Consider the following 26220-nt stretch of genomic DNA (forward strand, 5'->3'; position numbering starts at 1 on the left):
TGGACAAAACCCCCACTGATTATTAGCCTTCACTTTATTAAAATAGGATGAATATTTTTATATTTACTAGATTATTAAATTAATTTGGGGGAGAATATATGAAAGTTATTTTTAAGAGAGAAGGCGGAGGGAAAATTTTTGAATCATCTAATGAAAATATAAGCGTTCTATTAGCTGTATTAAAAGAAACAAAAGGGATAAAGATTGGGATGGTTGAGTATGAAGTATTAGAATATAAACTGGAATATTATCGGAATCCGAAAAAAACAGAAACAGAAAGAGAATTACATATTATAATGCAACCCAAGCATATTCAATAAAGAAAGTGAAAAATTGATGAGTGTGAATCTTACTGCCTACAAATAGCAGGATAAATGGTAGTAATTGTCGATATGTATGAAACTTATGAGGAATGAATTGTTTTACATCATAAGTTTCTAAAGCTTTGTGAGTTCGTTCATAATAAAAGTGTATGCTTTTGTTGAAGGATGGTTAATGAGATATAGCTGAAATTTGTATTCCAGAAAGAACGTTAGTTAGGATAGAAAAGTAAAATTAGAAATATAATTAGTTCAATAAAAGCGACTTCACATTAGGTGGAGTCGCTTTTATTGTTGCTACACGTATTCTATGATGCGATAGGAAGTGCTAAGAAATTTGATTAATAAAAGGGAGTAATAAATGAGTATGAATAAACTTCATATATTAAAGTTGCACTTCCGTAAGAACGTTCGTTCGTGTATAATTAGAACAAATGTTCTTTCGGAGTGGAGATTTCTACAAATTCATAAATAGTTTTGAATTGGAAAGCTACGCTACATATAAATAAGAGATGGATAAAGTGTATTTAGAAGTGAAATTAGTGAGGTATCATGGTCACAGTTTCGAACCATGTTGGAATATAAAGCAAAATGATACGGCAAACAAGTCATTGTCGTATCGAAAACATTTGCTTCAAGCCAATTATGTTCTTGTTGTAGATATCAAAACAAAGACGTTAAAAATCTAAACCTACGTAAATGGGACTGCCCTTCTTGTAGTACACATCATGATAGGGATATTAACGCAAGTATCAATCTAAAGAATGAAGCGATAAGGCTTCTAACCGCAAGGACTGCGGAGATAGCCTAATAAAGTAGAGTTCGATAGAACTCTTTACTTAGGAATCCCCCACTTCTAAACGAAGTGAAAGTGGGGTAGTTCAAGAATGGATAGATATAGAAAATTGAGGAGTAAAGAAAATGAATTATGTAAAGATACAGGAAAAAGGAAGAGAGTGGGTTCCGTTTACAGTAATGTCGGAACAATTATTAAGTATGAAAAAAATTATTGGAGAGAAATTAAAAGTCCAAAGACCGCTAATAACAAATGAAGCGAAAGACAGCATTTCAGACAAATTATTAACTTCATTATTGTCTGAAGAAGAGATGTTAGTGACATATTTTGAAGAAGGATACATACTTACGAGTTATATGACAGTGGTTCATATAAATCCAATTCAACAAATTGTAAAATGTACAGATGCATTTTATAAAACATATATATTTTCTGCAATGGACATAATTGATGTAACCTAAAAGAAGCTGAATTTTGAAGTTTAGCTTCTTTAATTTATCTAGCTATTTACGGACAGGCAGATTCACACCTCAAAATTCGGCTGTGAGTCAGGCTACCTGTTAAAACCTAATTTTTTGAAGAGGTGAAGAACTAAATGAAAAAGCAGCTAGCTGCAAGCTAACTGCTTAGCCCCAGGGAAAGGGAGAAAAAGATTGACACTCAAAAAATCAATGATAGCTGTGTATCAGCCTGAGTATAGTATAGACAAATTTTAAAATGTTATACAAAAATGATTACAGATCTGGTTAGGCCGTACCAACTTGGTTTTGATCTGCTAGATCAGAATCAAATGTATTAGTCGCGCTAACCCCACTAAAAGTGTTCACTACGAAACCAACGTTAGATGCGCCAGAGCCGTTATAAGCTTTCGTATTCTCTTTTGGAGAAACATTGTAGAAATCACCTAAGTTGAAAGATCCGTTACTATTTTGTACAACTAAATTCCCAACAACTGAGGGCATAATTTTCACCTACTTTATAAGTAATTGTTTGCATTACTATATGAAGGTATAGTCTAATTGGTTCATTTGACAAATATTCCGGAATAGAAAAATGTTTGAAGCTTTGTTTAATCAATCGAGCAAAAAGTATGTTAAAATTAATGAAGAGCTGAATTTTAAAAAGAATAAATTTGAATAATTAATATATATGGAATTAAAGGAGGCAAAATGTAATGGATAATGTTATAAAAACAGTGGATTTAACAGATGCAGAATCAAGTAAACTTGTTGCTTATATTTATAGTAATGATGTCACATTGATCGAAAAAGCATTTTGTCCTAATGAAATAAAATTAAAGTTTAATGAAATAGCAATTTTATCGGCAATTAAAACCGCATATATTGCGAAAGTATCTATAAGGAAAGAACTTGAAGCAATTTTTCACGATACAGGCGTTTTATTAGTAAAGCAAAATGTTGAAAGGAATAGTATTCAATCTATAACAATGCATTTTGAGCAATTTAAAAAGTTGCAAAATGAGATTGAGAATTTAAATAAAAGTATGTTATAAGACTAGGTGGAAATTTATTGATAGAGGTGGGCTCTGTTAAGTTGAAAAAGTGGATTGAAAAGTATTTGGATAAATCGAACCGTAAACATAAATATACTTTCATTAAGGTGTAACCTATATTTATCGATGTGAGAAATGTAGAGAATAGAAGATACAATTTAAAAATAATAACGATACAAACAAAAAGAGTAACTATGATGGTTACTCTTTTTGTTTGTAATATGTAATATCAAAAATACTTCTAAAGTATGAAATGAATTGATACTTAAGTGAGAAGTTGAATAAGAATAAAAAGAGTAATATTAATGGAAAGGAGGAGATGAAGTTGGAGCGAAACGACATTGGGAAACTTGTAATTATTACTGGAGTAACGCAAGGGTTAGGACGTGCAATGGTTGATAGGTTTCATGAATTGGGGTGGAACATAGCAGGGTGTGGACGCTCAAAAAATAAAATTGAAGAGCTTAATAAATATTACGGTGCTTCACATGATTTTCAAATAATTGATGTTTCAAATCATCACCAAGTTAGTAAATGGGCAAGTCGTATTCTTAATAAGTATAGGGCTCCCGATATGTTAATAAATAATGCATCGATTGTTAATCAAAATGCACCTCTATGGAAAGTTACCGCACAAGAATTTGAAAGTGTAATGAGTGTAAATGTGAACGGGGTAGTAAATGTCATTAGGGCGTTCGTCCCGGCGATGATAGCTAGGAAAGAAGGAATTATTATTAACATGAGCTCTAGTTGGGGAAGAGAAGGCGAGGCTGAACTTGCGCCATATTGTGCCTCGAAGTTTGCTGTTGAAGGTATCACGCAGTCAATGGCAATGGAACTACCAAATGGTATGGTAGTAGTTGCTTTAGATCCAGGTGGCAGTATTAGCACTCCAATGCTTCACTTATGTGCACCTCAATATGTAAAAGAATCTCCTACACCTGAAATGTGGTCACATAAAGCAATTCATTATATATTAAATATATCAATAGATAAAAACGGTGAGTCATTGACATGTCCGGCATACATTCATTGAGAAACTCCTTGTCAAAAAGAGCGCCAGAAAGGTGCTCTTTTGTATTATTAGTACATTATGTGATGCACAAAATTACATATGAAAAATAGAATAATGAATTAAAGGTGATATTTGTTTATTTCGAATGTACTAGAAAATTTTAATATAGGTGATGGAAAATGAACCTACGCGATTTAGAATTGACAGGGGCATGGTTTCAAGTTGGAGGAAATCTTATAGCGGCAATTGGAACAACTAGAGGGTTTGCAGGAGAAGAAAAGATTGAGTCGGATCTCGTTATTGTAGGGAGTTCATTACAAGCTCTCGGATATATATTACAAATTATAGCAACTAATGATGCGAAAGATGAAGATAAATGTGAGAAGCAAGAGGTAACTATAGATAATAAAAATAAAGCGCTAGCGAAAACGGGGATTGAGTTATTAGCTTTAGGTAATATTTCAAATGTAATAGGAACGTATTTTAATCTCAATGAACAAATGAAAGAAAATGATTTCCTTATAATTACTGGAAATAGTTTGCAATCAATTGGCGCTTTTTTAGGAGTAGAAGTAGCATTGAATGAGATAAATGGAATACAGTGGATTATCGTATTAGGGAATTCAATGCAAAGTTTAGGTGCGGGATTACAAGCATATGAAGGTATTAAAAATATACCAAAAGAAGAAAAGGGAAAAGAAGACAGTAATATAGATAAAGAAGATCAACGTATAATAGGGCTAATAGGTATTTGGATACAGGCAATAGGTACTGTAATTTCAGCAATTGGATTAACCGAAATAGTAGAGGAACAACGATTGGAAACTAAGAAAAGGTGATGAAATACTCATTTCAATGAAGTTTGGAGTATTTCAATTTTAGAAGTAGGACAAGATGGATGTGTTAATTGTTTTTGTAGGCTTTTTCATATAGGCGTAGAATATACATATAAATGAACAGGTGAAAATAACTTGTTAACGTTAGTGAGAGGCTTCTCATTTAGTTATACTATTATATGTGATTTTTGTAATGATGAGTTCTTATATACGCTTTTAGAAATAACATGATTTCATAGGTTTGATAGTGTAGGAGATGGATGGGGAAGAATCGAAAAATAAACATTAAGGAGTTTTTCAGACATGATGTACTTATTAGCAATTTTACTTCCGCCGGTAGCTGTTTTATTTTGCGGAAAGCCGTTTCAAGCGATTATTAATTTCATTTTAACCTTAATTTTTTGGGTTCCAGGCGCGATACACGCAGTTCTTGTCGTACATGATAAAAAAGCCGACAGGCGACTTAAAAAACAAGTTCAAGCGTATGATGAAATTAATAAAAGAAATAGAAGGTAAATTGCGATTGACATACAAAAAAGAAAGGGGATTTGATTCGCCTTTCTTTTTTGTATGCCAATCAAGTTTAAATTTTAGTATAGCGGTAAGAATTTTTAATATAAGTATTATGATAATAACTTTTAGAGTGTGCGTTTAATAAACCGGTGTAAATGCTTTCTGGCACATTAAAGAAATCATACATACCATTCTTTAGTTGAATACGTAAAATCATAGAAAAAGGATTATAGCCAACAGCAACTAATTTTTTTGAAATAACGGGAGATAGCTTCATCATTACGCAACTCCTTATTTTTCATTTTAGATGGTTTCTTGTAGAGAAGGGGATTGTCGTGTTGAAATCCTAATAATTAAAGGAGTATTATACTTATATGCAATATATTAAATGTTTGTTATACGTAATTATAAGGAAGTTCACACGAAGTACATATCGTTGTGCTATTTTTATTTCACCTTTGATTTATAAATAAGAAAATATTGACCATTTGAAAAAAAGGTATATTATTTATACGAGGTATTAAAAATTTACTTCTTACATTCTATGCTTTAAGGGGCAGTATTATTAGAAAAAATAGAAGTGAAAATAGTTTGTATAAGAAGTATTCTAAAATGTATAATCTGTGAATTGGGAAAATATTGAATGATCCAGGTCAATATACTTTCTTGATTAAATGTATTTGGGAAAGTGACCTCAATATTTTCAAGTAAATCAACGGGAGAATTGAAAGGCAGGAGAAAGTAACATGTCAGAAAATTATCGTTCTCGAGAGGAGCGACGACAAGTTCAAAAGAAAAAACAGCCAGCTTCTAAAAAAACAAAACCAAAAGGTAAAACATCGTTTTTTCGTAAATTTTTAATCAGTTGTTTACTACTTGGTATTGTAGGATTAGTGGCAGGGGTTGCTACCTTTTTCGTAATGATTAAGGATGCACCAAAACTTGAGAAAGCAAAACTTGTTAATCCGTTATCCTCAAAAATTTATGATAAAGACGGGAATTTGGTATATGAATATGGGAAAGAAAAGCGGACGAATGTTACGTATGATCAAATCCCTAAATTGGTAGAAAATGCATTTTTAGCAACAGAAGATTCGCGTTTTTATGAGCATAGCGGAGTAGATTTTAAAGGTACTGCTCGTGCAGTTTTAGTTAGTCTTAAGGGAGATTATGGCTCTCAAGGTGGTAGTACGATAACGCAGCAAGTTATTAAAAACTACTTCTTATCGATGGAAAAAACGTCAAAACGTAAAGTTCAGGAAATATATTTAGCCTATAAGCTAGAACAACAGTATTCAAAACATGAAATTTTAGAGATGTATTTAAATAAAATTAATTTAGGTAATCGTTCATATGGAATCGCAACAGCAGCACAAAACTACTACGGTAAAGAATTGAAAGATTTAACATTACCAGAAGTTGCGATGCTTGCCGGTTTACCAAAAGCACCGAATAACTATGACCCAACGAAAAAAGAAAATGTTCAAAGGGCAACAGAAAGAAGAAATACTGTACTAGGGTTAATGAATCGACATGGTTATATTACAAAGGCAGAAATGGAAGAAGCATCGAAAGTACCAGTGGATAAAAATATTAAGAGTGCAGCTGAACTACAAGCGATGCCACATACTGCATTTATGGATGCAGTTGTGAAAGAAGTAGAAAAAGAAATACCAGATGTTAATATTGGATCTGACGGTTTAGAAATTTATACAACTTTGGATCCAAAAGCGCAAGATTTTGCTGATCAGCTTTTAAATGCAAATATTATTAATTATCCAAACGATAAGTTCCAAGGTGCTTTCACATTTATGGATACGAAAACTGGAGAAGTTCGCGCTATAGGTAGTGGGCGCGGTGAAAATAAAGCAGTATTTAAAGGGCATAATATGGCGATTGAATTAGATCGTGCAGCTGGTTCAACGATGAAACCAATTTTTGATTACGCTCCTGCAATTGAATATTTAAAATGGGCTACTTATCATCAAATTGATGACTCTCCATTTAAGTATTCAACTGGCCAAGAAGTTAGAAATGCAGATAGAAGTCATTTAGGGCCAATCTCAATGCGTGAAGCACTAACAAAGTCACGTAATATCCCAGCTATTAAAACAGCTAAAGAGGTAGGTATTAGTAAATCGAAAGAGTTCTCTGAGAAATTAGGTATTACATTTAATGTAGCACCGACAGAATCAACAGCGATCGGTACAAATGAAGCGTCACCAACTGAAATTGCAGGTGCTTATGCGGCATTTGGGAATGACGGTAAGTATACGAAGCCGCATTTTGTTAAGAAAGTAGTTTATCCAGACGGCAAGTCACAAAGTTTTGGACAAAAACCAAAATCAGTTATGGCGGATTCTACAGCATATATGATTACTGATATGCTTCGTTCTGTAGTTACATCAGGTACTGGTACATCGGCAAATGTGGCCTCTTTAGATGTAGCTGGTAAAACAGGTACAACTAACTATTCTTCAAAACAACTAGCACAATATGGAATTCCAGAAAGTGCAACTCGTGATAGTTGGTTTGCAGGATATACACCGCAATATACGATGGCAGTATGGACTGGATATACGAAAGATGGTAAAGACGAGTATATTAGTAGTAAAAATACGAAAATTGCACAGTTGATCTTTAAAGAAATGATGAGCGAGATGGCTACAGATAAATCACGCTTTAAAATGCCAAGTAGTGTTATTCAAGAAGGTAGTGAGTTACGTATAAAAGGTGAAAAACGTGATTCATCTCCAAATACGAGCGTACCGGATACAACAGAACAACCAAAACAAGACCAACAGCAAAAAACTGAAGAAGAGAAAAAGCAAGAAGAATTAAAGAAACAGGAAGAACTTAAGAAACAAGAAGAGCAAAAGAAACAAGATGAACTTAAGAAACAAGAAGAGCTAAAGAAGCAAGAAGAGCAAAAGAAACAGGATGAATTAAATAAGAAAAATGAACAAAATAATGGAAATGGCCAAGGAAATACAACACCACCGAACAATGGTGGAGGCCAAGGAACAATAGTGAAGGCCAAGGAAATACAACACCACCGAACGATGGTGGAGGCCAAGGAAATACAACACCACCGAACAATGGTGGAGGCCAAGGGAATACAACGCCACCGAACAACGGTGGGGATCAAGGAAATACTACCCCACCGACTAACGGTGGAGGAGGCCAAGGGAATACAACTCCAACGCCACCAGCAACAACGCCACCAACTACTGGCGGGAACACAGGAGAAGTCCCTGCCAATAATGGACAATAAGTAATGTATATAAAAGCACCAAAGGTACCGATAAAACGGTTCCTTTGGTGCTTTTTATATTATAAAGGTTAATATTATTTTTAAATGTTAAAAGTACCATAGAAATTTTGAAAGTAAATTGATGGGAAATGATAAAAAATTTGAGTTGGTGGTATTGGATAACTAGGGCTATAAAAAGTAGTACTACTACTAGGGTGTGTACCATGATGCCAAAATGAAGGGGTGACTTGGTCAGGCGATTGATAATGTTGCCAAGCGGCAGGAAGTTCGATACCAACATCAGAACTAGCTGTATGAACGGCAGGAACATGTATTGAGGGAGCTGATGGGACAACGGCGGTTATTCTTGGTGATATCCACATGAAACGATCACTCCTAAGTTTAATAATAAAATAGTATATTCTTTTAGAACATATAAAGGTACATATATAGGGTTTTTGCTTAAAACATAGGTATAAAGTCGTAAGACCAACTTAAATTGAGGATAGACCATTTATTATGAAAAGATACGTCTATTAGCGGAGGGCAAGGGAACATGAAAAATATACAATTGATATGTTGATTGCAATATTTTACGTGTTTATGGAGGAATTTTAATGGAACGATTATGGACGAAATCATTTATTCAAATGACTATCGCGATGTTATTTTTATTTACAGGGTTTTATTTACTTGTTCCAACGCTCCCGCTCTTTATTAAAGAGATTAGTGGAAATGAATCACAAGTTGGACTGATGATGGGAATGTTTACAATAGCTGCGGTTGTAATACGACCGATTATTGGAGGAATGTTAGATCAATATGGTAGAAGATCTTTTATTATTTTCGGACTCATCTTTTTTGGGATAACGATGTATTCGTATAATTTAGCATCGACTATTGCCCTTTTAGCTGTTTTACGCGTTATTCACGGAGTGACGTGGGCTGTTTCTACAACAGCAGTTGGAACAGCGATAACTGATATTATTCCAGATTCACGTCGTGGTGAAGGGATGGGCTGGTATGGCATGGCGATGACAATCGCGATGGCAATTGGCCCGATGATTGGATTATGGGTTGTACAAAATTATTCATTTCATGGTCTATTCTTGTTAGCAACTCTTTTATCCTTTATGGCAGTCGTATTATCGTTAATAACGAAAATGCCATTCACGCCACAAAAAGAAAAAGGGAAAATTCAGCTGTTTGAAAAATCCGTTTTATCAATAACGGTTGTTGTTTTCTTTTTATCATTTGCATATGGAGGAATAACAACATTTTTACCGTTATTCGCGTCATCAATTGATGTGAATCCTGGGACATTCTTTCTTGTATATGCAATTGCTTTAACAATTGTACGACCTATTTCAGGAAAACTATTAGATAAGTATGGAGAAGTTTTTATCATACTTCCGGCACTATGTATTACTATTTTAGCGATAGTTGTACTAACGATTTCAAATGGTTTGATAGGTGTAATGATTGCAGCGGCATTATATGGTGTTGGATTCGGTTCAGCACAGCCCGCTTTACAAGCAGCGATGCTGACAATTGTTGATCCTAGTAAAAGAGGAGTTGCTAACGCTTCATTCTTTACTGCATTTGATTTAGGTATTGGATTAGGTGCGATTTTACTTGGAGTTGTTTCACAAATGTTTGGTTACCGTATTTTATTCGCAGGTAGTGCAATTTCAGGATTAATAGCTTTAATTATATTTGTCATTTTTGTAAAACAACGATTAGGCAAAAAAGATTTTGCGTATAAAGCATGATGAATCTATTTGATGTATTGTAAGGTACGGAGGAAATAGCTCAATTCAGCCCGGATATTCTTTAGGGATTGTTTCTGAGAAATCAGTTCGGGAAATAGTGTCAGTTGAGAAAGACGGTAGTTTATTTTTATAGATTTTGATGATCTTTCGTACTTTCAAAACTATGAATTAGTTGTAAGCTATCGTAAAGAAACGGAAGAAATTTAATTTAATTATGTAAAATAATAATTTTATTAAAAATAAATAAATTTTATATAAGAATTATATTTATGGGAATATGAAATAAATATTATAAAAAACCGAGCTGTGCATGAGTGCAGCTCGGTTTTTTATGTTTGTTGAAGAAAAAGGGATTAAAGGTATATTTAGTGGGATTATATGGATAATTGTTATATTTCGTTTTAAAAAATTGTAAAAGGATGTCTGTCCTTTCTTTATAAAAGATGAAAGTTATTTTTGAAAAATTGTATTATTACATCGGTAAAAGTATAGGAAACTTATCATTATAAAATAAATTGAAATCTTCTAAAAACTCTGATACATTGAAATGGAAATGTAGTTTCATATTATTGTAAAGGCTTACAGTTATGTGCACGAAGATCTATTAGGATTGGAGGAAATAATGATGAAAGCTGAAGAAAAATTTTCCCCGGGATTAGATGGTGTAGTAGCAGCGGAAACGAAAATTTCGTTTCTTGACACAGTAAAAGGTGAAATTGTAATTCAAGGGTATGATTTAATCGAACTCTCAAAAACAAAAGAGTATTTAGACATTGTGCACCTTTTATTAGAAGAACGTTTACCGAATGAGGATGAGAAAGTAACAATTGAAAAGAAATTAAAAGAAGAATATACAGTGCCAGAAGGTGTATTCAATGTTCTAAAGGCATTGCCTAAGGAAACGCATCCTATGGATGGGCTACGTACAGGTGTGTCTGCATTAGCTGGTTACGATAGTGATATCGAAAACCGCTCGTTAGAAGTGAATAAAAGTCGAGGATACAAGCTTTTAAGTAAAGTGCCAAATATTGTAGCGAATAGCTACCATATTTTAAATAATGAGGAACCAATTGAGCCTCTTCAAGAATTGTCATATAGTGCGAATTTCTTCTATATGTTAACTGGAAAGAAACCAACTGAACTTGAAGAGAAAATTTTTGATCGTTCCCTTGTTTTATATAGTGAACATGAAATGCCAAACTCTACATTTACAGCACGCGTTATTGCATCAACGCAATCCGACTTATACGGTGCTTTAACAGGAGCAGTTGCATCCTTAAAAGGAAGTCTTCATGGCGGTGCGAATGAAGCGGTTATGTACATGCTTTTAGAAGCTGGTAATGTTGAGAAATTTGAAGAGTTATTACAGAAGAAACTATATAACAAAGAAAAAATTATGGGCTTTGGACACCGTGTTTATATGAAAAAGATGGATCCAAGAGCACTTATGATGAAGGAAGCATTAAAGCAGTTATGTGATGTGAAAGGCGATTATACACTATATGAAATGTGTGAAGCTGGAGAAAAAATTATGGAGAAGGAAAAAGGGATTTATCCGAATCTTGATTATTATGCTGCTCCAGTATATTGGATGCTTGGTATTCCAATTCAACTTTACACACCAATCTTCTTTAGTTCTAGAACAGTAGGGCTATGTGCACACGTAATTGAGCAACATGCGAACAATCGTTTGTTCCGTCCACGTGTAAATTATATTGGCGAGCGACATGCATTTAGTAAATAAAAACAACTGGGGAGTTGTTAGCGCCGCCCGCCAGATGGGTGTTTGACCGACACCCATCATTAATAATAACGAATTTTCGACAGAAAGGGAAGAATAGCATGATTAAAACAAATGAAATTAAACAAAAAGATGCATTATTAGAAGAAATTACGGACTATGTATTAAATAAAGAGGTTACAAGTGCAGAGGCATTCAGTACGGCTCGCTACGTATTACTTGATACACTTGGATGTGGAATTTTAGCACTACAATACCCAGAGTGTACGAAATTATTAGGACCAGTTGTACCAGGAACAATCGTGCCAAATGGTACACGTGTACCAGGAACATCTTATGTGCTAGATCCAGTAAAAGGCGCATTTAATATCGGATGTATGATCCGTTGGTTAGACTATAACGATACTTGGCTTGCAGCAGAGTGGGGACATCCATCTGATAACTTAGGCGGAATTTTAGCAGTTGCAGATTATATTAGCCGCGTTCGTATTTCAGAAGGAAAAGAACCATTAAAAGTACGGGAAGTACTAGAAATGATGATTAAAGCACATGAAATTCAAGGCGTACTTGCTTTAGAAAACAGTTTAAACCGTGTTGGTCTTGATCACGTATTATACGTAAAAGTAGCGACGACTGCAGTAGTTGCAAAAATGCTTGGCGGAACGCGTGAGGAAATCTTTAATGCATTATCACATGCGTGGATTGATAATTCTAGTCTTCGTACATATCGTCATGCTCCAAATACAGGTTCACGTAAATCATGGGCAGCAGGTGATGCGACGAGCCGCGGTGTTCATCTTGCAATGACTGCATTAAAAGGTGAAATGGGTTACCCAACGGCATTATCTGCACCAGGATGGGGATTCCAAGATGTGTTATTTAACAAGCAAGAATTAAAATTAGCAAGACCGCTAGAAGCTTATGTAATGGAAAATGTATTATTCAAAGTGTCATTCCCAGCAGAATTCCATGCACAAACAGCTGCAGAATGTGCAGTGAAATTACATCCGGAACTTAAAGAAAGATTAGATGAAATTGATCGTATTACAATTACAACTCATGAGTCAGCAATTCGTATTATCGATAAAGAAGGTCCATTAAATAACCCAGCTGATCGCGATCACTGCCTACAATACATTACGGCAATAGGTTTATTAAAAGGAGATATCGTTGCGGATGATTATGAGGATGTAGTAGCGAATGATCCACGTGTAGATGAATTACGTAATAAGATGGTTGTTGTTGAAAACAAACAGTACAGTTTAGATTACCTTGACCCGAACAAGCGCTCAATCGCCAACGCTGTTCAAGTTCATTTTAAAGATGGTACTGTAACAGAAAATGTGGAATGTGAATATCCACTTGGCCACCGTTTCCGTAGAGACGAAGCAATTCCAAAAGTTGTTCGAAAATTCACTGCAAATATGGCAGGTCATTATTCTAGTAAGCAACAAGAAAAAATCCATGAAGCTTGTCTAAATGAAGAAAAACTAGAAAATATGAATGTAAACGAATTTGTAGATCTATTCTTAATTTAATAATAGGGGGAATTTAGAATGGCTTGGGTTGTGAATAAACAGTCGACACAAGAGGAGCTTACGAATCGCTTCCGAGCTTTAGTAGAAGCAAATGAAATTTTGCAAATTCCAGGTGCTCATGATGCAATGGCGGCTCTTGTTGCGAAAAATACAGGTTTTTCAGCTCTATATTTATCGGGAGCTGCTTACACTGCAAGTAAAGGACTACCAGATTTAGGAATCGTGACGTCTACTGAAGTAGCAGAGAGAGCAAGGGATCTAGTTAGAGCTACAGATTTACCAGTTCTTGTTGATATTGATACAGGATTTGGTGGAGTACTAAACGTAGCGAGAACAGCTGTAGAAATGGTGGAAGCGAAAGTTGCGGCTGTTCAGATTGAAGATCAACAATTACCAAAGAAATGTGGACATTTAAATGGTAAGAAACTTGTTACTACAGAAGAATTAGTTCAAAAAATTAAAGCGATTAAAGAAGTTGCGCCAAGTTTATATATTGTAGCACGCACAGATGCTCGCGGCGTGGAAGGATTAGATGCAGCGATTGAAAGAGCGAATGCATATGTAAAAGCAGGAGCAGATGCAATATTCCCAGAAGCGCTTCAATCGGAAGAAGAATTCCGTTTATTTACTAGCAAAGTGAATGCACCTTTACTAGCAAATATGACTGAGTTCGGAAAAACACCATATTATAGTGCAGAGGAATTTGCGAATATGGGCTTCCAAATGGTAATTTATCCTGTAACTTCACTTCGTGTTGCTGCAAAAGCATATGAGAATGTGTTTACGCTAATTAAGGAAACAGGTTCTCAAAAAGATGCACTTTCTAATATGCAAACGAGAAGTGAATTATATGAAACAATTTCATATCATGACTTTGAAGAGTTAGATACTGGAATTGCAAAAACAGTATTATCTGAAGATCAATAGGTAGAAGGATTTAGGCGATGAAAATACATCTTTGGCAAAACGAACTGCTTGATGTGAAAAATCATCGCCTTCTGTTTTCAATAATAAGATATTCCACTCATCGTAGACGAGCATATGCAAAGATCAACGAAGGCCGAAATGATAGGGGGATTCAGATGGAGAAAACGAAGTTACCATGGGATGAATTTTTTTCACTCAATAAAGATGTGAATAATACTTTCTTTACACCAGAAGATTTTTCAGGGGATGAAGATTTAATTGCAAAAACGACAGAACAATTCGTTAAACAAGAAATTGTCCCGCAAATTGAGAATATTGAACAACATAACTATAAAGTTTCTCGCCAATTATTTGAGAAAGCTGGGGAACTTGGATTATTAGGCATTGAGGTACCAGAAGATTATGGCGGATTCGAGTTAGGAAAGGCTGTCTCAGGTCTTGTAGCAGAGAAAATGGGTTACGCTGGTGCATTTAGCGTTTCTTTTAATATACACGCCGGTGTAGGTACATTGCCTTACATATATTATGGAACGAAAGAACAGAAAGAAAAATATTTACCGAAAATCGCATCGGGAGAATGGATTGGGGCTTATGCTTTAACTGAGCCAAATGCTGGTTCTGATGCATTAAGTGCAAAAACGAGTGCAGTATTGAATGAAGATGGTACTGCTTGGAAGTTGAATGGTGAGAAGCAGTGGATTACAAATGCTCATATGGCAGATGTATACGTTGTTTTTGCGAAGACAAATAAAGGAATGACAGCGTTTATTGTCGAAAGAACATGTGAAGGTGTATCAATAGGATTAGAAGAAAAGAAGATGGGGATTAAAGGATCTTCAACAGCGACGCTTATTTTAGAAGATGTTGTCATCCCCGCTGAAAATATTTTAGGGGAAGTTGGGAAAGGGCATCACGTAGCTCTTAATATTCTTAACTTCGCTAGACTAAAACTTGCTTTTGGAAATATTGGAACAGCAAAACAAGCAATCGGTTTGTCAGTTCAATATGGAAAAGAGCGAAAACAGTTCCAAACGGAATTAGTAGATTTTACGATGATTCAAGAGAAAATTGCCAATATGATTATTTCTACATATGGAGCAGAAAGTGCAGCTTACCGTACAGCGGGTGTAATTGATGAAGCAATTCATGAGAGTGATGAAGATCTTATGAAAAAAATGTCCCAATTTGCAATTGAATGTGCACTGAATAAAGTAAACGCTTCTGAAACACTTGCTTATATCGTAGATGAAGCTGTACAAATTCATGGTGGTTACGGTTATATGCAAGAATACGAAGTAGAACGATTATATCGTGATGCTAGAATTAGTCGTATTTTTGAAGGAACGAATGAAATTAATAGATTAACAGTTGCAAAAATGTTAATGAAGCAAATCGAGCAAATAGAAGATGCTGAAGTAGAAATTGATGTAGCAAATGTAGAAAGAAACCATCGTTACATTTTATTAGCGAAAAAATTGTTGAAACAATCTTTGAAAACGCTCTCTAAAACTCCAGGAATAAAAATTGAGCAAGAGCAAGAATATTCACGCGTATTATCAAATATGTTGACGGACGTGTACGTCATGGAATCAGCATTTTTACGTACGAGGAAAGCAGTTAGTAAAAATGGTGAGGAAAAAGAGCGTACGAAGCAAATGATAACAGGTGTTATTTGTGAAGAAGGATATCGTAAAGTAGAAGAAGCTGCGATTTCCATTCTTTCAGCAGCTGTCACAGAAGAACAAAATAGACAAGAAATATTAGCTGAAATCCGTCAATTATTAGTGCCTTTATACTCAAACTTATTTACGAAAAAGAGAGATATTGCGAAAGTTATTATAAATCGCGGGAAATATATTGTGTAAATAGGAGGAAAGCGATATGAAAAAGATTGGTTTTATCGGTTTAGGTAACATGGGTCTTCCAATGTCTAAAAATTTAGTTAAATCTAGCTACACAGTATATGGAGTGGACTTGAATAAAGAGGCGGAAGCTTCCTTTGAAAAAGAAGGAGGAATTATCGGCCTATCAATCTCAAAACTAGCAGAGACATGCGATGTGATTTTTACAAGTTTGCCTTCACCTCGTGCTGTGGAAGCGGTATATTTTGGGGAAGAAGGATTATTTGAAAATAGCCACTCGAATGTAGCTTTAATTGATACAAGTACAGTATCTCCACAATTAAACAAACAATTAGAGGAATCGGCGAAGGAAAAGAAAGTAGACTTTTTAGCAGCACCTGTTAGCGGTGGGGTAATTGGTGCAGAAAACCGTACATTAACGTTTATGGTTGGTGGATCGAAAGAAGTATATGAGAAAACTGAATCTGTCATGGAAGTGCTTGGAGCGAATGTTTTCCATGTTAGTGAGCAGATTGATAGTGGTACAACTGTTAAATTAATTAATAATCTATTAATTGGTTTTTATACAGCTGGTGTGAGTGAAGCTTTAACATTAGCGAAAAAGAACAATATGGATTTAGATAAAATGTTTGATATTTTAAATGTAAGTTACGGTCAAAGTAGAATTTATGAGCGTAATTATAAAAGTTTCATTGCATCAGAAAATTATGAGCCAGGCTTTACTGTAAATTTATTAAAGAAAGATTTAGGATTTGCGATAGAGTTAGCTAAAGAAAGTGAACTTCACTTACCGGTAAGTGAGATGCTATTAAATGTATATGAAGAAGCGAGTGAGGCAGGATATGGTGAAAACGATATGGCTGCTTTATATAAGAAAGTTAGCGAACAATTAATTTCTAATCAAAAATAGTGCACTTATAAAAACCATGATAAAAAAGGAGAGAATATAATGATTACAACTGAAATTAAACGAGTGAAAAATCATATTAATGGCGAATGGGTAGAATCTACTGGTACGGAAGTAGAAGCGGTTCCGAATCCGGCAACTGGAAAAATCATCGCTTACGTTCCACTTTCTCCAAAAGAAGATGTTGAAAAAGCTGTTGAAGCGGCAAAAGCGGCATACAAAACATGGTCTAAAGTGCCAGTTCCAAATCGTTCAAGACAACTATACAAATATCTACAACTGTTACAAGAAAATAAAGATGAGCTTGCAAAAATCATTACGCTAGAAAACGGTAAAACGCTAACGGATGCAACTGGTGAAGTACAGCGTGGTATTGAAGCGGTAGAACTTGCAACATCAGCACCAAATTTAATGATGGGACAAGCTCTTCCGAATATTGCTAGTGGAATTGATGGATCGATTTGGCGCTACCCAATCGGAGTTGTTGCTGGTATTACACCGTTTAACTTCCCGATGATGATTCCATTATGGATGTTCCCACTTGCAATTGCTTGCGGTAATACATTCGTATTAAAAACATCTGAAAGAACGCCACTTTTAGCTGAGCGACTTGTAGAGTTATTCTATGAAGCTGGTTTTCCAAAAGGGGTATTAAATTTAGTACAAGGCGGAAAAGATGTTGTAAATAGTATTTTAGAAAATAAAGATATTCAAGCAGTTTCGTTTGTTGGCTCTGAGCCAGTGGCACGCTACGTATATGAAACTGGTACAAAAAATGGTAAACGTGTACAAGCGTTAGCAGGTGCGAAAAACCATGCAGTTGTTATGCCAGATTGCAACCTTGAGAAAACAGTACAAGGTGTAATTGGGTCTGCGTTTGCAAGTAGTGGAGAGCGCTGCATGGCATGTTCAGTAGTAGCAGTAGTTGATGAAATTGCTGATGAATTCATTGATGTATTAGTAGCGGAAACGAAGAAGTTAAAAGTAGGTGACGGTTTCAACGAAGATAATTATGTTGGACCATTAATCCGTGAATCTCATAAAGAACGTGTTTTAGGCTATATTAATAGTGGTGTAGTAGATGGAGCAACTTTACTAGTAGATGGCCGTAAAATCAATGAAGAAGTTGGAGAAGGTTACTTTGTTGGTGCAACAATCTTTGATGGTGTAAATCAAGAAATGAAAATTTGGCAAGATGAAATTTTCGCTCCAGTATTAAGTATTGTAAGAGTAAAAGATTTAGAAGAAGGTATTAAGCTGACAAATCAATCGAAATTTGCGAATGGTGCTGTTATTTATACATCAAATGGAAAACATGCACAAACATTCCGAGACAATATTGATGCTGGTATGATTGGTGTAAACGTTAATGTTCCAGCACCAATGGCATTCTTCGCATTTGCAGGAAACAAAGCTTCATTCTTTGGAGATCTTGGTACAAATGGTACGGATGGCGTTCAATTTTATACACGTAAAAAAGTTGTAACTGAGCGCTGGTTTTAATAAAGTGAAATGATAATGATTGTGGGGTGCATTGTGTTAACTATTTCTTTCAAAGGCTAATTTAATACCAAACCCAATTAAGACGATTCCTGTAATCCCTTGAATATAACGCTGTGTCTTCGGTTTTTTCATAAAAGCACTAATTTTATCAATTAAAAATATATAAAAAGCAAACCAAATGACGGTTAAAATGAGATAAGTAAGTCCCATAATGAGAAGTTGTATAAATGTATTATGATTTGGATTTAAAAACTGTGGTAAAAAAGTTAAAAAGAAGACTGCAATCTTAGGGTTTAGTAAATTTGTAAGAAACCCTTGGCGAAAGCAAGAAGTATGTTTATTGTCATTATTTATTGGAACGTCATTTGTATTTAAGTCTTCTGTGTTTCTTACTGCTAAAAGGGCTTTAATACCAATATAGACTAAATATACAGCACCAACATATTTAAAAATAGAAAATAAAAGAGCAGACTTTACAATAAGTGCTGAAAGACCAATTACAGCAGCTAAAGTGTGAATTAAAAGCGCAACACAAGTACCAAAAACAGTTTTTACGCCGCCGATTTTGCCGGCAATCAATGTGTTTTTCGTAGCCATTGCTGTATCAGGACCGGGTAGAATAATAAGACATATAGACATAATAATAAACAGAAAAAAATTTTCCATAATGTTATCCGCCTTCCTTTGTTGTTTTTAGAAAATTCGATTAACGTTAGTTTAACATACATTGTAGTTAAATAAAATTAAATTATATTTAACTAAAAAGAAGAGGCCATATAGAGTAGCTGAGAGTGTGCTACAATATATGGCCTCTTTGTTTAAGCGTTAAGTAAGTTAAAGAATCGATTTACATCTTCTTCTGAAACATCACTTAATTGTTTATATTTATAATTTGGATTTTGGTCTTTATCAACTACAACGGAGCGTACTCCTTCAAAGAAATCTTCATGTCGCATGAAGTTTTTAGCGAGTATAAGATCTGTCGCGAAACATTCTTCAACTGACTTTTCTTGGCCATCAATAAACTGTTTTAATGTTACCTTTAATGAAACAGGGGATTTGGATAATAGCTTTTCTTTCGTTGTTTGGGCAAATGGACTTTGATCTTTCTCTAACGATTGAATGATTCCCTCAATTGTATCGAATGCAAAATGCGAATTAATTTCTTCTACTGAAGAAGAAAGATTGCCATCTAAGTTTGGAGCAGTTGCAAATGTACGAATAACTTCTTTTAAATGAGTATGTACATCTTCTTTTTTCCAATTTACATTTTCAAGTGCGGTAAGGAAATTTGGTAATGAATCTGATGTCATAAAGTAATCAGCAGCGTTAATATATAATACATCAGGAGCTTTTAAAATAGATGCTGTTAAAGCAACATATCGACCAGTATATCCAGGCGCTTTATTTAAGAAATAAGCAGCACCGACATCAGGGAAGAAACCGATGTTCATTTCAGGCATTGCCCACTTCGTACGCTCTGTTACAATTCGATACGTCGCTCCATTTGTCAGACCGACACCACCGCCCATTACAATTCCATCTAAACAAGCGATAATTGGTTTTTTGTATTGATAAATAAATGTATCAATTTCATATTCTTCTTCAAAAAACTGCTCTGCATGTTGTAATGCAACTTCGTTAGAACGTGCTTCGTATAGCGTTTTAATATCACCACCTGCACAAAAACCTTTCGTCCCAGCTCCTTTTAAAACGATGAGTTCAATACGCTCATCTTGCTCCCATTCTTTAAGTTTTTGCCCAATTGGTTGTAACATGTCATAGGATAAAGAATTAAGTGCTTTTGGACGGTTTAAAGTAATAGATGCAACGCCGTTTTCGCTAACAGAAAATAAAACGTGTTCAGTCATTATAAATCCTCCCTTACTTATCTTTCTATTCTTATTTCTTGATACATGCTGAAATGTCCTCTATAATTTTTGTCCAAATTAGGTGCTTAGTGTTAGTATTTATCGCATATTTTGACGAGTTATATTTGCAGGATTTCAGAGAATGAAGAGGAATATTACAACATTACTGTAAGTGCTATTATTTGAAAATGTCGTGTTGAAGGCGCTATTATATGTATAACTTATATTGAGTTAGTATACGTGGCGTAAATTAAAGAGTTGATGTAGAAAAAGTTAAAAGGCTGAATTATCTAACTTTTAAAGAGCGCGGGGTTTGTATATAATTAGAAATAGAGAAAGGAGAGATCGGAATGCCAGGACCTTTACTATTGTCGGTTATTATTTTGTCATCTCTTATGGTAGGAATTACACAGTATTTTCATCATACAGATACGACAGAAGAAGTGAAGGCTAAGGTACGTCTCGTGTTTCCGATTTTTATAATATCTATTTCCATATGCTTTTTATTAAATAAAGATGGGTATGTTGTGGCCGTATTTGCGTTTTTTGTAGCGATTGTCTTAATAACTGTATTGTACTACGTTATGAAAGAGTACTTACAAAAATAAGGATGCCTGAAAGGGCATTTTTATTTTTGTAGATTAATAATTTCACATACCGTATTTCATATAAAAAAACATAAAATATTTATAATTAAAAAAGTATGTACATCGCGGTGTATTTACTTGTCAATCTTGCATGACCACTATACTATTAAAATGTAGAGATTAGAAAAAAGGGGTTGTATCTAGCATGAAATTTGAGATGCATACAAAAATTATTTCAAATGAAAAAGAAGTAAGATTACATATAGAAGATAATTTATTTCAATTAATTTTAGATGGTTATCATCTATTTACTATTCAAGAAATATTGCCTTTATATAAATCAAACGAAGAAAGAATCGGTAGTGCAATTGTCCAAAAGTTAGAATGGGAGAACGGAAAAACTACACTAAACTATCAGCTTGTTTCACTACAATCAGTAAACTAAAAGGAGAAGGGTAATATGAAGTTTTTTCATACAGCGGATTGGCATTTAGGTAAGCTTGTTCATGGTGTATATATGACTGAAGATCAAAAAATTGTGTTAGATCAGTTTGTACAAGCTGTTGAAGAGGAAAAACCGGATGCTGTAATTATTGCAGGAGATTTATATGACCGAGCAATTCCACCTACAGAAGCAGTAGACTTATTAAATGATGTATTACAAAAGATAGTTATTGATTTACAAACACCAATAATTGCAGTTGCAGGAAACCACGATAGTCCGGACCGCATACATTTTGGTAGTAATTTAATGAAAAAACAAGGATTACATATTGTTGGACAATTCCAGTTTCCATACAATCCTGTTGTTTTAAATGATGAATACGGAGAGGTTCATTTCTATCTCGTTCCGTATGCAGATCCAAGTATTGTTAGACATATATTGAAAAATGAAGATGTTCGTTCTCATGATGATGCGATGCGTATTTTTATGAACGAACTCTCTGAAACGATGGATAAAGAAGCGAGACACATATTTGTAGGACATGCATTTGTAACTTCTTCAGGAGAGGCAGAGGAAAATACGAGTGATGCGGAACGACCACTTTCAATTGGTGGTGCTGAATATGTAAATAGCCATTATTTTGATAAGTTTCATTACACGGCGCTTGGCCATTTACATCAAGCGCATTTTGTACGTAATGAGACAATTCGTTATTCAGGTTCACCACTTGCATATTCTATTTCTGAAGAAAAGCATAAAAAAGGATATTATATTGTGGAACTGGATGAAAAAGGTGAAACAACAATTGAAAAACGTTTACTTACACCACGTCGTAAAATGCGTACAGTAGAAGCGAAAATAGACGATTTATTGCTTCATCCAGTGAGTGAAGATTATGTATTTGTGAAATTATTAGATGAAAATCCTGTCTTGCAGCCAATGGAAAAAATACGTTCTGTATACCCAAATGCAATGCATGTTGAAAGATCTATTCAAAGACGAGAGTTCACAGATGAAAATGAAGTAACTGTTTCAAGACATAAAACGGATGATTTATCTCTTTTAAAAGCATTTTATAAAGAAATGAAAGGGCTAGATTTATCAGAAGAGAAAGAACGTCTATTTTTAGATGTTTTGCAAACAGTGCAAGAACGGGAAGGTGAGCGAGGATGAGACCGATTCAGCTTATAATGACCGCGTTTGGTCCATATAAACAGAAAGAAGTAATCGATTTTAAAGATCTTGGTGAGCATCGTATTTTCGCTATTTCTGGAAATACAGGAGCTGGAAAGACAACGATTTTTGATGCGATTTGTTATGTATTATATGGAGAGGCTAGTGGAGAAGAGCGCAGTGATACAAACATGCTTCGTAGCCAATTTGCTGATGATGATGTTTATACAAGTGTGGAATTAACTTTTCAATTAAAAGGAAAAAGTTATGAAATTAAACGACAACTGGGCCATAAAAAACAAGGAAATAAAACAATTACAGGACATGCAGTCGAATTATATGAAGTAATTGATGAGGAAAAAGTTCCATGTGTCGATCGTTTTCATGTAACGGATGTAAATAAAAAAGTTGAAGATTTAATTGGATTAAGTAAACATCAATTTAGCCAAATTGTCATGTTACCGCAAGGAGAGTTCCGAAAATTATTAACATCTGAAACGGAAAATAAAGAAGAAATACTACGCCGCATTTTTAAAACAGATCGTTATAAATTAATGCGTGAGATATTAGATCAAAAGCGCAAACAATGGAAAGACGTCTTACAAGAAAAACAAAAAGAACGTGAGCTATATTTCCGTAATGTATTTAAATTACCAATACGTGATGGGGCATTATTAGAGACATTAGTGGAACAAGAGCATGTAAATACACATCAAGTAGTAGAGGCATTAGAACAAGAAACAGTTTGGTACAATGCAGAGGTTGAGCAATTACACTTAGAACAAAATGACAAAACGAAACAATTAAAAGAAGCAGAGGCACGTTTTCATGCAGCAAAAGCTGTAAATGAGAAATTCAAAGATTTAGAACAAAAGAATGAGAAGTACAGTATTTTACAAGAAAACCGTGCCGTAATCGAAATGAAAGAAAAATCTTTTAAACATGCGGAACAGGCGAAGCGATTATTACCATTTGAGCAATGGTATGAGGAAGCGATGCAATATGAACAGCAGTCTGAAAGTTTGTTAAAACAGATAATCGCAAAAAAAGAGCATATAATGAACAGTTTTGCACTTGCTCAGGAGAAATATGAAGCATTAAAGAATAAGGCATCCGAGCGAGAAAATGCTAAAAAACAAGTTCAAAGACTAGAAGAGTTACAGCCAATTATTGCATCATTAGCTGAGAAAAAGTTAAATTTGCAAAATGCTGAAATTCAAATAGGAAAATTAAAAGAAGGTATGCAAAAGTTAGATGAACAACTAGAAGCGCATAAAAATGAAAAACAAAGAATGTCTGGCGAATTACAGCAATTAGAAGCAGCGCTTGAACAATATGTAGCTAAAGTAGAAGCACTAACGAATATGCGAGAAGATGCAAAAGTATTAAAGCAGGCATATGATGTATGGCAAGAAAAACAAAAATACGAGCTAGAAAAAGAAAGTGCGTTTCATAAGATGCAACAGGCAGTTAGTACATATGAAAATATTGAACGCCGCTGGTTAAGTGAACAAGCTGGTATATTAGCTCTTCATTTACATGATGGTGAATCTTGTCCAGTATGTGGTAGTATGGACCACCCGAAAAAAGCTACAGAGCAAAGTAATGCAATTGATGAAAAAGAGTTAAATGAGCTAAGAGAAAAGAAAAATATTGCGGAAAAATTACATGTTCAATTAGAAGAAAAGTGGAATTTCTATCGAGTTCAATATGAACAAGTGATAGAAGAAGTGCTAAAGCGAGGCTATCGCTCAGAAGAATTAGTAGAAACATATAGTGCGCTCGTTCAAAAAGGAAAGCAATTAGCAGCAGAAGTTAATGCGTTAAAAGCAAGTGAAGAAACGCGTAAGCAAATTGCTGTGAATATAAAAAGCGTAGAAGAAAAAGTAGAAGAACTCCAGAAACAAAAGCGTGAAGTAGAAACTGTGCAGCACCGTACTGAAATGGAGTGTATGCAGCTTCGTACGTCATATGAACATGATAAGCAAAATATTCCGGAAAGCTTGCAAACGGTACAAGCTTGGAAAGTACAGTTTGACCAAGCTCTGCAAGAACTTAGGTTAATGGAAGATGAATGGGAGAAAGTACAAGAGGCGTATCAACATTGGCAAAATGAAAATATACGTATTCAAGCAGAACATGATAATGCTTCTAATCAATTTAATAGTGCAAAAGAGAAGAAAGAAGAGACGTTTACACGCTTTATGAAAGAGCTAGAACAAAGTGGATTTACAGATCAATTAACATATAAAGAATCCAAATTAAATGATGCTGAGATGGATAAGTTACAACAAGAAATCCAAAGTTATTACTCATCTCTAGAAGTACTTACAAAACAAATTGACGAATTAAAAGCAGACTTAAAAGATAAAGAGTATATGGACATTTCTTCATTAGATGAGCAAGTGAGAGAATTGGAAATTAGCCTTGATATTATTAAAGAAAAACGACAACGTGCTCAAAACGCCGTATCATATATTACGGATTTACATGAAAATATTAAACGAATTGATGAACAAATTCATGAGGAAGAAAAAGCATTCCAAGAACTTGTTGATTTATATGAAGTAATGAAAGGGGATAATGATAGTCGTATATCCTTTGAACGTTACATCTTAATTGAGTATTTAGAACAAATTGTTCAAATTGCGAACGAACGACTACGTAAATTATCAAATGGACAATTTTATTTAAAACGAAGCGAACGAGTTGAAAAGAGGAATCGACAAAGTGGATTAGGATTAGATGTATATGATGCATATACAGGTCAAACCCGAGATGTAAAAACATTATCTGGCGGTGAGAAATTTAACGCATCACTTTGCTTAGCACTTGGAATGGCAGATGTAATTCAAGCGTATGAGGGTGGTATTTCCATCGAAACGATGTTTATCGATGAAGGATTCGGCTCATTAGATGAAGAGTCATTAACGAAAGCAGTTGACGCCCTAATCGACTTGCAAAAATCAGGTCGCTTTATCGGTGTAATTTCACACGTTCAAGAACTGAAAAACGCAATGCCAGCTGTATTAGAGGTAACGAAGCAGAAGGATGGGTGTAGTCAGACGAGGTTTGTGGTGAAATAAGCTTGTCAAATTGAAAGTATCTATCCTTACTTTGAACATTGTACCAAATTGTTATAACGTTTTTTCAATTAAGTTCAAATGAATTTAATAATGTTTTTATATAAAGCCGTCTCTATAGTAGAGGCGGCATCTTTATTATTTAAAGGAATGAATGATGCAATTATGAATCATTTGAAGAAGGTGGCGTATTTGCCAAACGGTTATAACTTTTAAAGGCTGAAATTGCAGATATAACACCACCTGTTAAAAATAAAGCTGAACCACCAACTAAAATAATACGACTGACATACGTTTCACGAGCTTCTTCAACTTGTTCTTGTAACGGTGTTGGCATATAAAGTCCCCCTCAATAAGAATGTGTTTTGCAATAGTATATACAAATGCCTAAAATATGTTAAAATCACTGGATAGTATTATGAGGAAGTATATAGTTAGATGTGAATTGTTTGAAAAATCTTCATTATAAATTTATGCTAACTTCACATAGAGCACAAATTGAAATTGTATTATGTATATGTACCAAATAGATGAAATTGTATAGTATTGCTGTTTTTAAATAATC

The 26220-nt window shown here is 34.5% G+C and carries 23 protein-coding genes and 3 pseudogenes; 20 read left to right on the plus strand and 6 right to left on the minus strand.

Features of this window, described 5'->3' with window-relative positions; all coding sequences use genetic code 11:
- The first annotated feature begins 98 nt into the window (after nt 1–98).
- From DN408_RS16060 to DN408_RS16070, 3 genes and pseudogenes are all read left to right on the plus strand, one after another.
- Entirely contained in the window at nt 99–320 is a 222-nt protein-coding gene (locus tag DN408_RS16060; protein ID WP_002012623.1) for a hypothetical protein, read from the plus strand.
- Between the two features lie 538 nt (nt 321–858).
- Nucleotides 859–1131: pseudogene (locus DN408_RS16065) on the plus strand (zinc ribbon domain-containing protein); the annotation flags it as partial.
- Nucleotides 1132–1241: 110 nt separating this feature from the next.
- A complete protein-coding gene (locus DN408_RS16070) occupies nt 1242–1577 on the plus strand; it encodes a YolD-like family protein (protein ID WP_002085766.1) in 336 nt (111 codons plus the stop codon).
- A gap of 285 nt (nt 1578–1862) precedes the next feature.
- Here DN408_RS16070 and gerPF read toward each other — a convergent pair whose 3' ends face one another.
- Entirely contained in the window at nt 1863–2078 is a 216-nt protein-coding gene (gene gerPF, locus DN408_RS16075; protein WP_001141569.1) for a spore germination protein GerPF, read from the minus strand.
- Between the two features lie 212 nt (nt 2079–2290).
- On the opposite strand from gerPF, the gene DN408_RS16080 reads away from it, so the two are divergent.
- The 4 genes from DN408_RS16080 (at nt 2291) to DN408_RS16095 (ending at nt 4996) form a co-directional block, all read left to right on the plus strand.
- Complete coding sequence (locus DN408_RS16080) at nt 2291–2629, plus strand: hypothetical protein (RefSeq protein WP_147740253.1); 339 nt, start codon at nt 2291–2293, stop codon at nt 2627–2629.
- 325 nt (nt 2630–2954) lie between these two features.
- Nucleotides 2955–3665 carry an SDR family oxidoreductase gene (locus DN408_RS16085; RefSeq protein WP_147740254.1) on the plus strand — a complete coding sequence of 237 codons (711 nt, stop codon included), beginning with the start codon at nt 2955–2957 and terminating at the stop codon, nt 3663–3665.
- Nucleotides 3666–3823: 158 nt separating this feature from the next.
- Nucleotides 3824–4483 carry a DUF6944 family repetitive protein gene (locus tag DN408_RS16090; RefSeq protein ID WP_002185920.1) on the plus strand — a complete coding sequence of 220 codons (660 nt, stop codon included), beginning with the start codon at nt 3824–3826 and terminating at the stop codon, nt 4481–4483.
- A 300-nt stretch (nt 4484–4783) separates the two neighbouring features.
- Nucleotides 4784–4996 (plus strand): YqaE/Pmp3 family membrane protein, encoded by a 213-nt coding sequence (locus tag DN408_RS16095; protein ID WP_002085763.1) that lies wholly within the window; start codon nt 4784–4786, stop codon nt 4994–4996.
- Between the two features lie 67 nt (nt 4997–5063).
- Here DN408_RS16095 and DN408_RS16100 read toward each other — a convergent pair whose 3' ends face one another.
- The gene (locus DN408_RS16100; RefSeq protein WP_002085762.1) at nt 5064–5273 is read right to left on the minus strand and encodes a KTSC domain-containing protein; all 210 of its coding nucleotides are present in this window, start codon (nt 5271–5273) and stop codon (nt 5064–5066) included.
- A gap of 466 nt (nt 5274–5739) precedes the next feature.
- Between DN408_RS16100 and DN408_RS16105 the strand changes: the two are divergent.
- A pseudogene (locus DN408_RS16105) lies at nt 5740–8267 on the plus strand (transglycosylase domain-containing protein).
- Between the two features lie 80 nt (nt 8268–8347).
- Here the strand turns inward: DN408_RS16105 and DN408_RS16110 are convergent.
- On the minus strand, nt 8348–8629 hold the full coding sequence (locus tag DN408_RS16110; RefSeq protein ID WP_033733949.1) for a hypothetical protein: 282 nt from the start codon (nt 8627–8629) through the stop codon (nt 8348–8350).
- 234 nt (nt 8630–8863) lie between these two features.
- Here DN408_RS16110 and DN408_RS16115 point away from each other — a divergent pair, with 234 nt between their 5' ends.
- The 8 genes and pseudogenes from DN408_RS16115 (at nt 8864) to DN408_RS16150 (ending at nt 18496) form a co-directional block, all read left to right on the plus strand.
- Entirely contained in the window at nt 8864–10018 is a 1155-nt protein-coding gene (locus tag DN408_RS16115) for an MFS transporter (RefSeq protein ID WP_078179194.1), read from the plus strand.
- Nucleotides 9999–10225: pseudogene (locus DN408_RS16120) on the plus strand (HesB/YadR/YfhF family protein). Before DN408_RS16115 ends, DN408_RS16120 begins: the two are co-directional and overlap by 20 nt.
- A 415-nt stretch (nt 10226–10640) precedes the next feature.
- Nucleotides 10641–11762 (plus strand): citrate synthase, encoded by a 1122-nt coding sequence (gene mmgD, locus DN408_RS16125; RefSeq protein ID WP_002168449.1) that lies wholly within the window; start codon nt 10641–10643, stop codon nt 11760–11762.
- A gap of 98 nt (nt 11763–11860) precedes the next feature.
- The gene (prpD, locus tag DN408_RS16130) at nt 11861–13297 is read left to right on the plus strand and encodes a 2-methylcitrate dehydratase (protein WP_002127277.1); all 1437 of its coding nucleotides are present in this window, start codon (nt 11861–11863) and stop codon (nt 13295–13297) included.
- A gap of 18 nt (nt 13298–13315) precedes the next feature.
- The gene (gene prpB / locus DN408_RS16135) at nt 13316–14224 is read left to right on the plus strand and encodes a methylisocitrate lyase (RefSeq protein ID WP_002168448.1); all 909 of its coding nucleotides are present in this window, start codon (nt 13316–13318) and stop codon (nt 14222–14224) included.
- Between the two features lie 155 nt (nt 14225–14379).
- The gene (locus DN408_RS16140; protein ID WP_033713290.1) at nt 14380–16089 is read left to right on the plus strand and encodes an acyl-CoA dehydrogenase family protein; all 1710 of its coding nucleotides are present in this window, start codon (nt 14380–14382) and stop codon (nt 16087–16089) included.
- Nucleotides 16090–16105: 16 nt separating this feature from the next.
- Nucleotides 16106–16996 carry an NAD(P)-dependent oxidoreductase gene (locus DN408_RS16145; protein ID WP_002012741.1) on the plus strand — a complete coding sequence of 297 codons (891 nt, stop codon included), beginning with the start codon at nt 16106–16108 and terminating at the stop codon, nt 16994–16996.
- A 39-nt stretch (nt 16997–17035) separates the two neighbouring features.
- A complete protein-coding gene (locus DN408_RS16150; RefSeq protein ID WP_078178873.1) occupies nt 17036–18496 on the plus strand; it encodes a CoA-acylating methylmalonate-semialdehyde dehydrogenase in 1461 nt (486 codons plus the stop codon).
- A gap of 36 nt (nt 18497–18532) precedes the next feature.
- On the opposite strand, the gene DN408_RS16155 is transcribed toward DN408_RS16150, so the two are convergent.
- Nucleotides 18533–19165, minus strand: coding sequence for a LysE family translocator (locus DN408_RS16155; protein WP_087995738.1), 633 nt, complete (start codon nt 19163–19165; stop codon nt 18533–18535).
- A gap of 149 nt (nt 19166–19314) precedes the next feature.
- Nucleotides 19315–20367, minus strand: a complete 1053-nt coding sequence (locus DN408_RS16160; RefSeq protein WP_002065275.1) for an enoyl-CoA hydratase/isomerase family protein — start codon at nt 20365–20367, stop codon at nt 19315–19317.
- Nucleotides 20368–20717: 350 nt separating this feature from the next.
- Here DN408_RS16160 and DN408_RS16165 point away from each other — a divergent pair, with 350 nt between their 5' ends.
- From DN408_RS16165 to DN408_RS16180, 4 genes are all read left to right on the plus strand, one after another.
- Entirely contained in the window at nt 20718–20975 is a 258-nt protein-coding gene (locus tag DN408_RS16165) for a hypothetical protein (RefSeq protein ID WP_002012747.1), read from the plus strand.
- 184 nt (nt 20976–21159) lie between these two features.
- Entirely contained in the window at nt 21160–21399 is a 240-nt protein-coding gene (locus tag DN408_RS16170; RefSeq protein WP_002085739.1) for a DUF2584 family protein, read from the plus strand.
- Between the two features lie 15 nt (nt 21400–21414).
- Nucleotides 21415–22572 (plus strand): exonuclease SbcCD subunit D, encoded by a 1158-nt coding sequence (locus DN408_RS16175; RefSeq protein ID WP_078178871.1) that lies wholly within the window; start codon nt 21415–21417, stop codon nt 22570–22572.
- Nucleotides 22569–25658 carry an AAA family ATPase gene (locus DN408_RS16180; protein WP_002185915.1) on the plus strand — a complete coding sequence of 1030 codons (3090 nt, stop codon included), beginning with the start codon at nt 22569–22571 and terminating at the stop codon, nt 25656–25658. Before DN408_RS16175 ends, DN408_RS16180 begins: the two co-directional genes overlap by 4 nt.
- A gap of 160 nt (nt 25659–25818) precedes the next feature.
- On the opposite strand, the gene DN408_RS31500 is transcribed toward DN408_RS16180, so the two are convergent.
- Nucleotides 25819–25992 (minus strand): hypothetical protein, encoded by a 174-nt coding sequence (locus DN408_RS31500; protein ID WP_002031929.1) that lies wholly within the window; start codon nt 25990–25992, stop codon nt 25819–25821.
- Nucleotides 25993–26220 lie beyond the last annotated feature (228 nt).

It is taken from the genome of Bacillus sp. AR13-1, from assembly GCF_008042285.1.
GTDB lineage: Bacteria > Bacillota > Bacilli > Bacillales > Bacillaceae_G > Bacillus_A > Bacillus_A mycoides.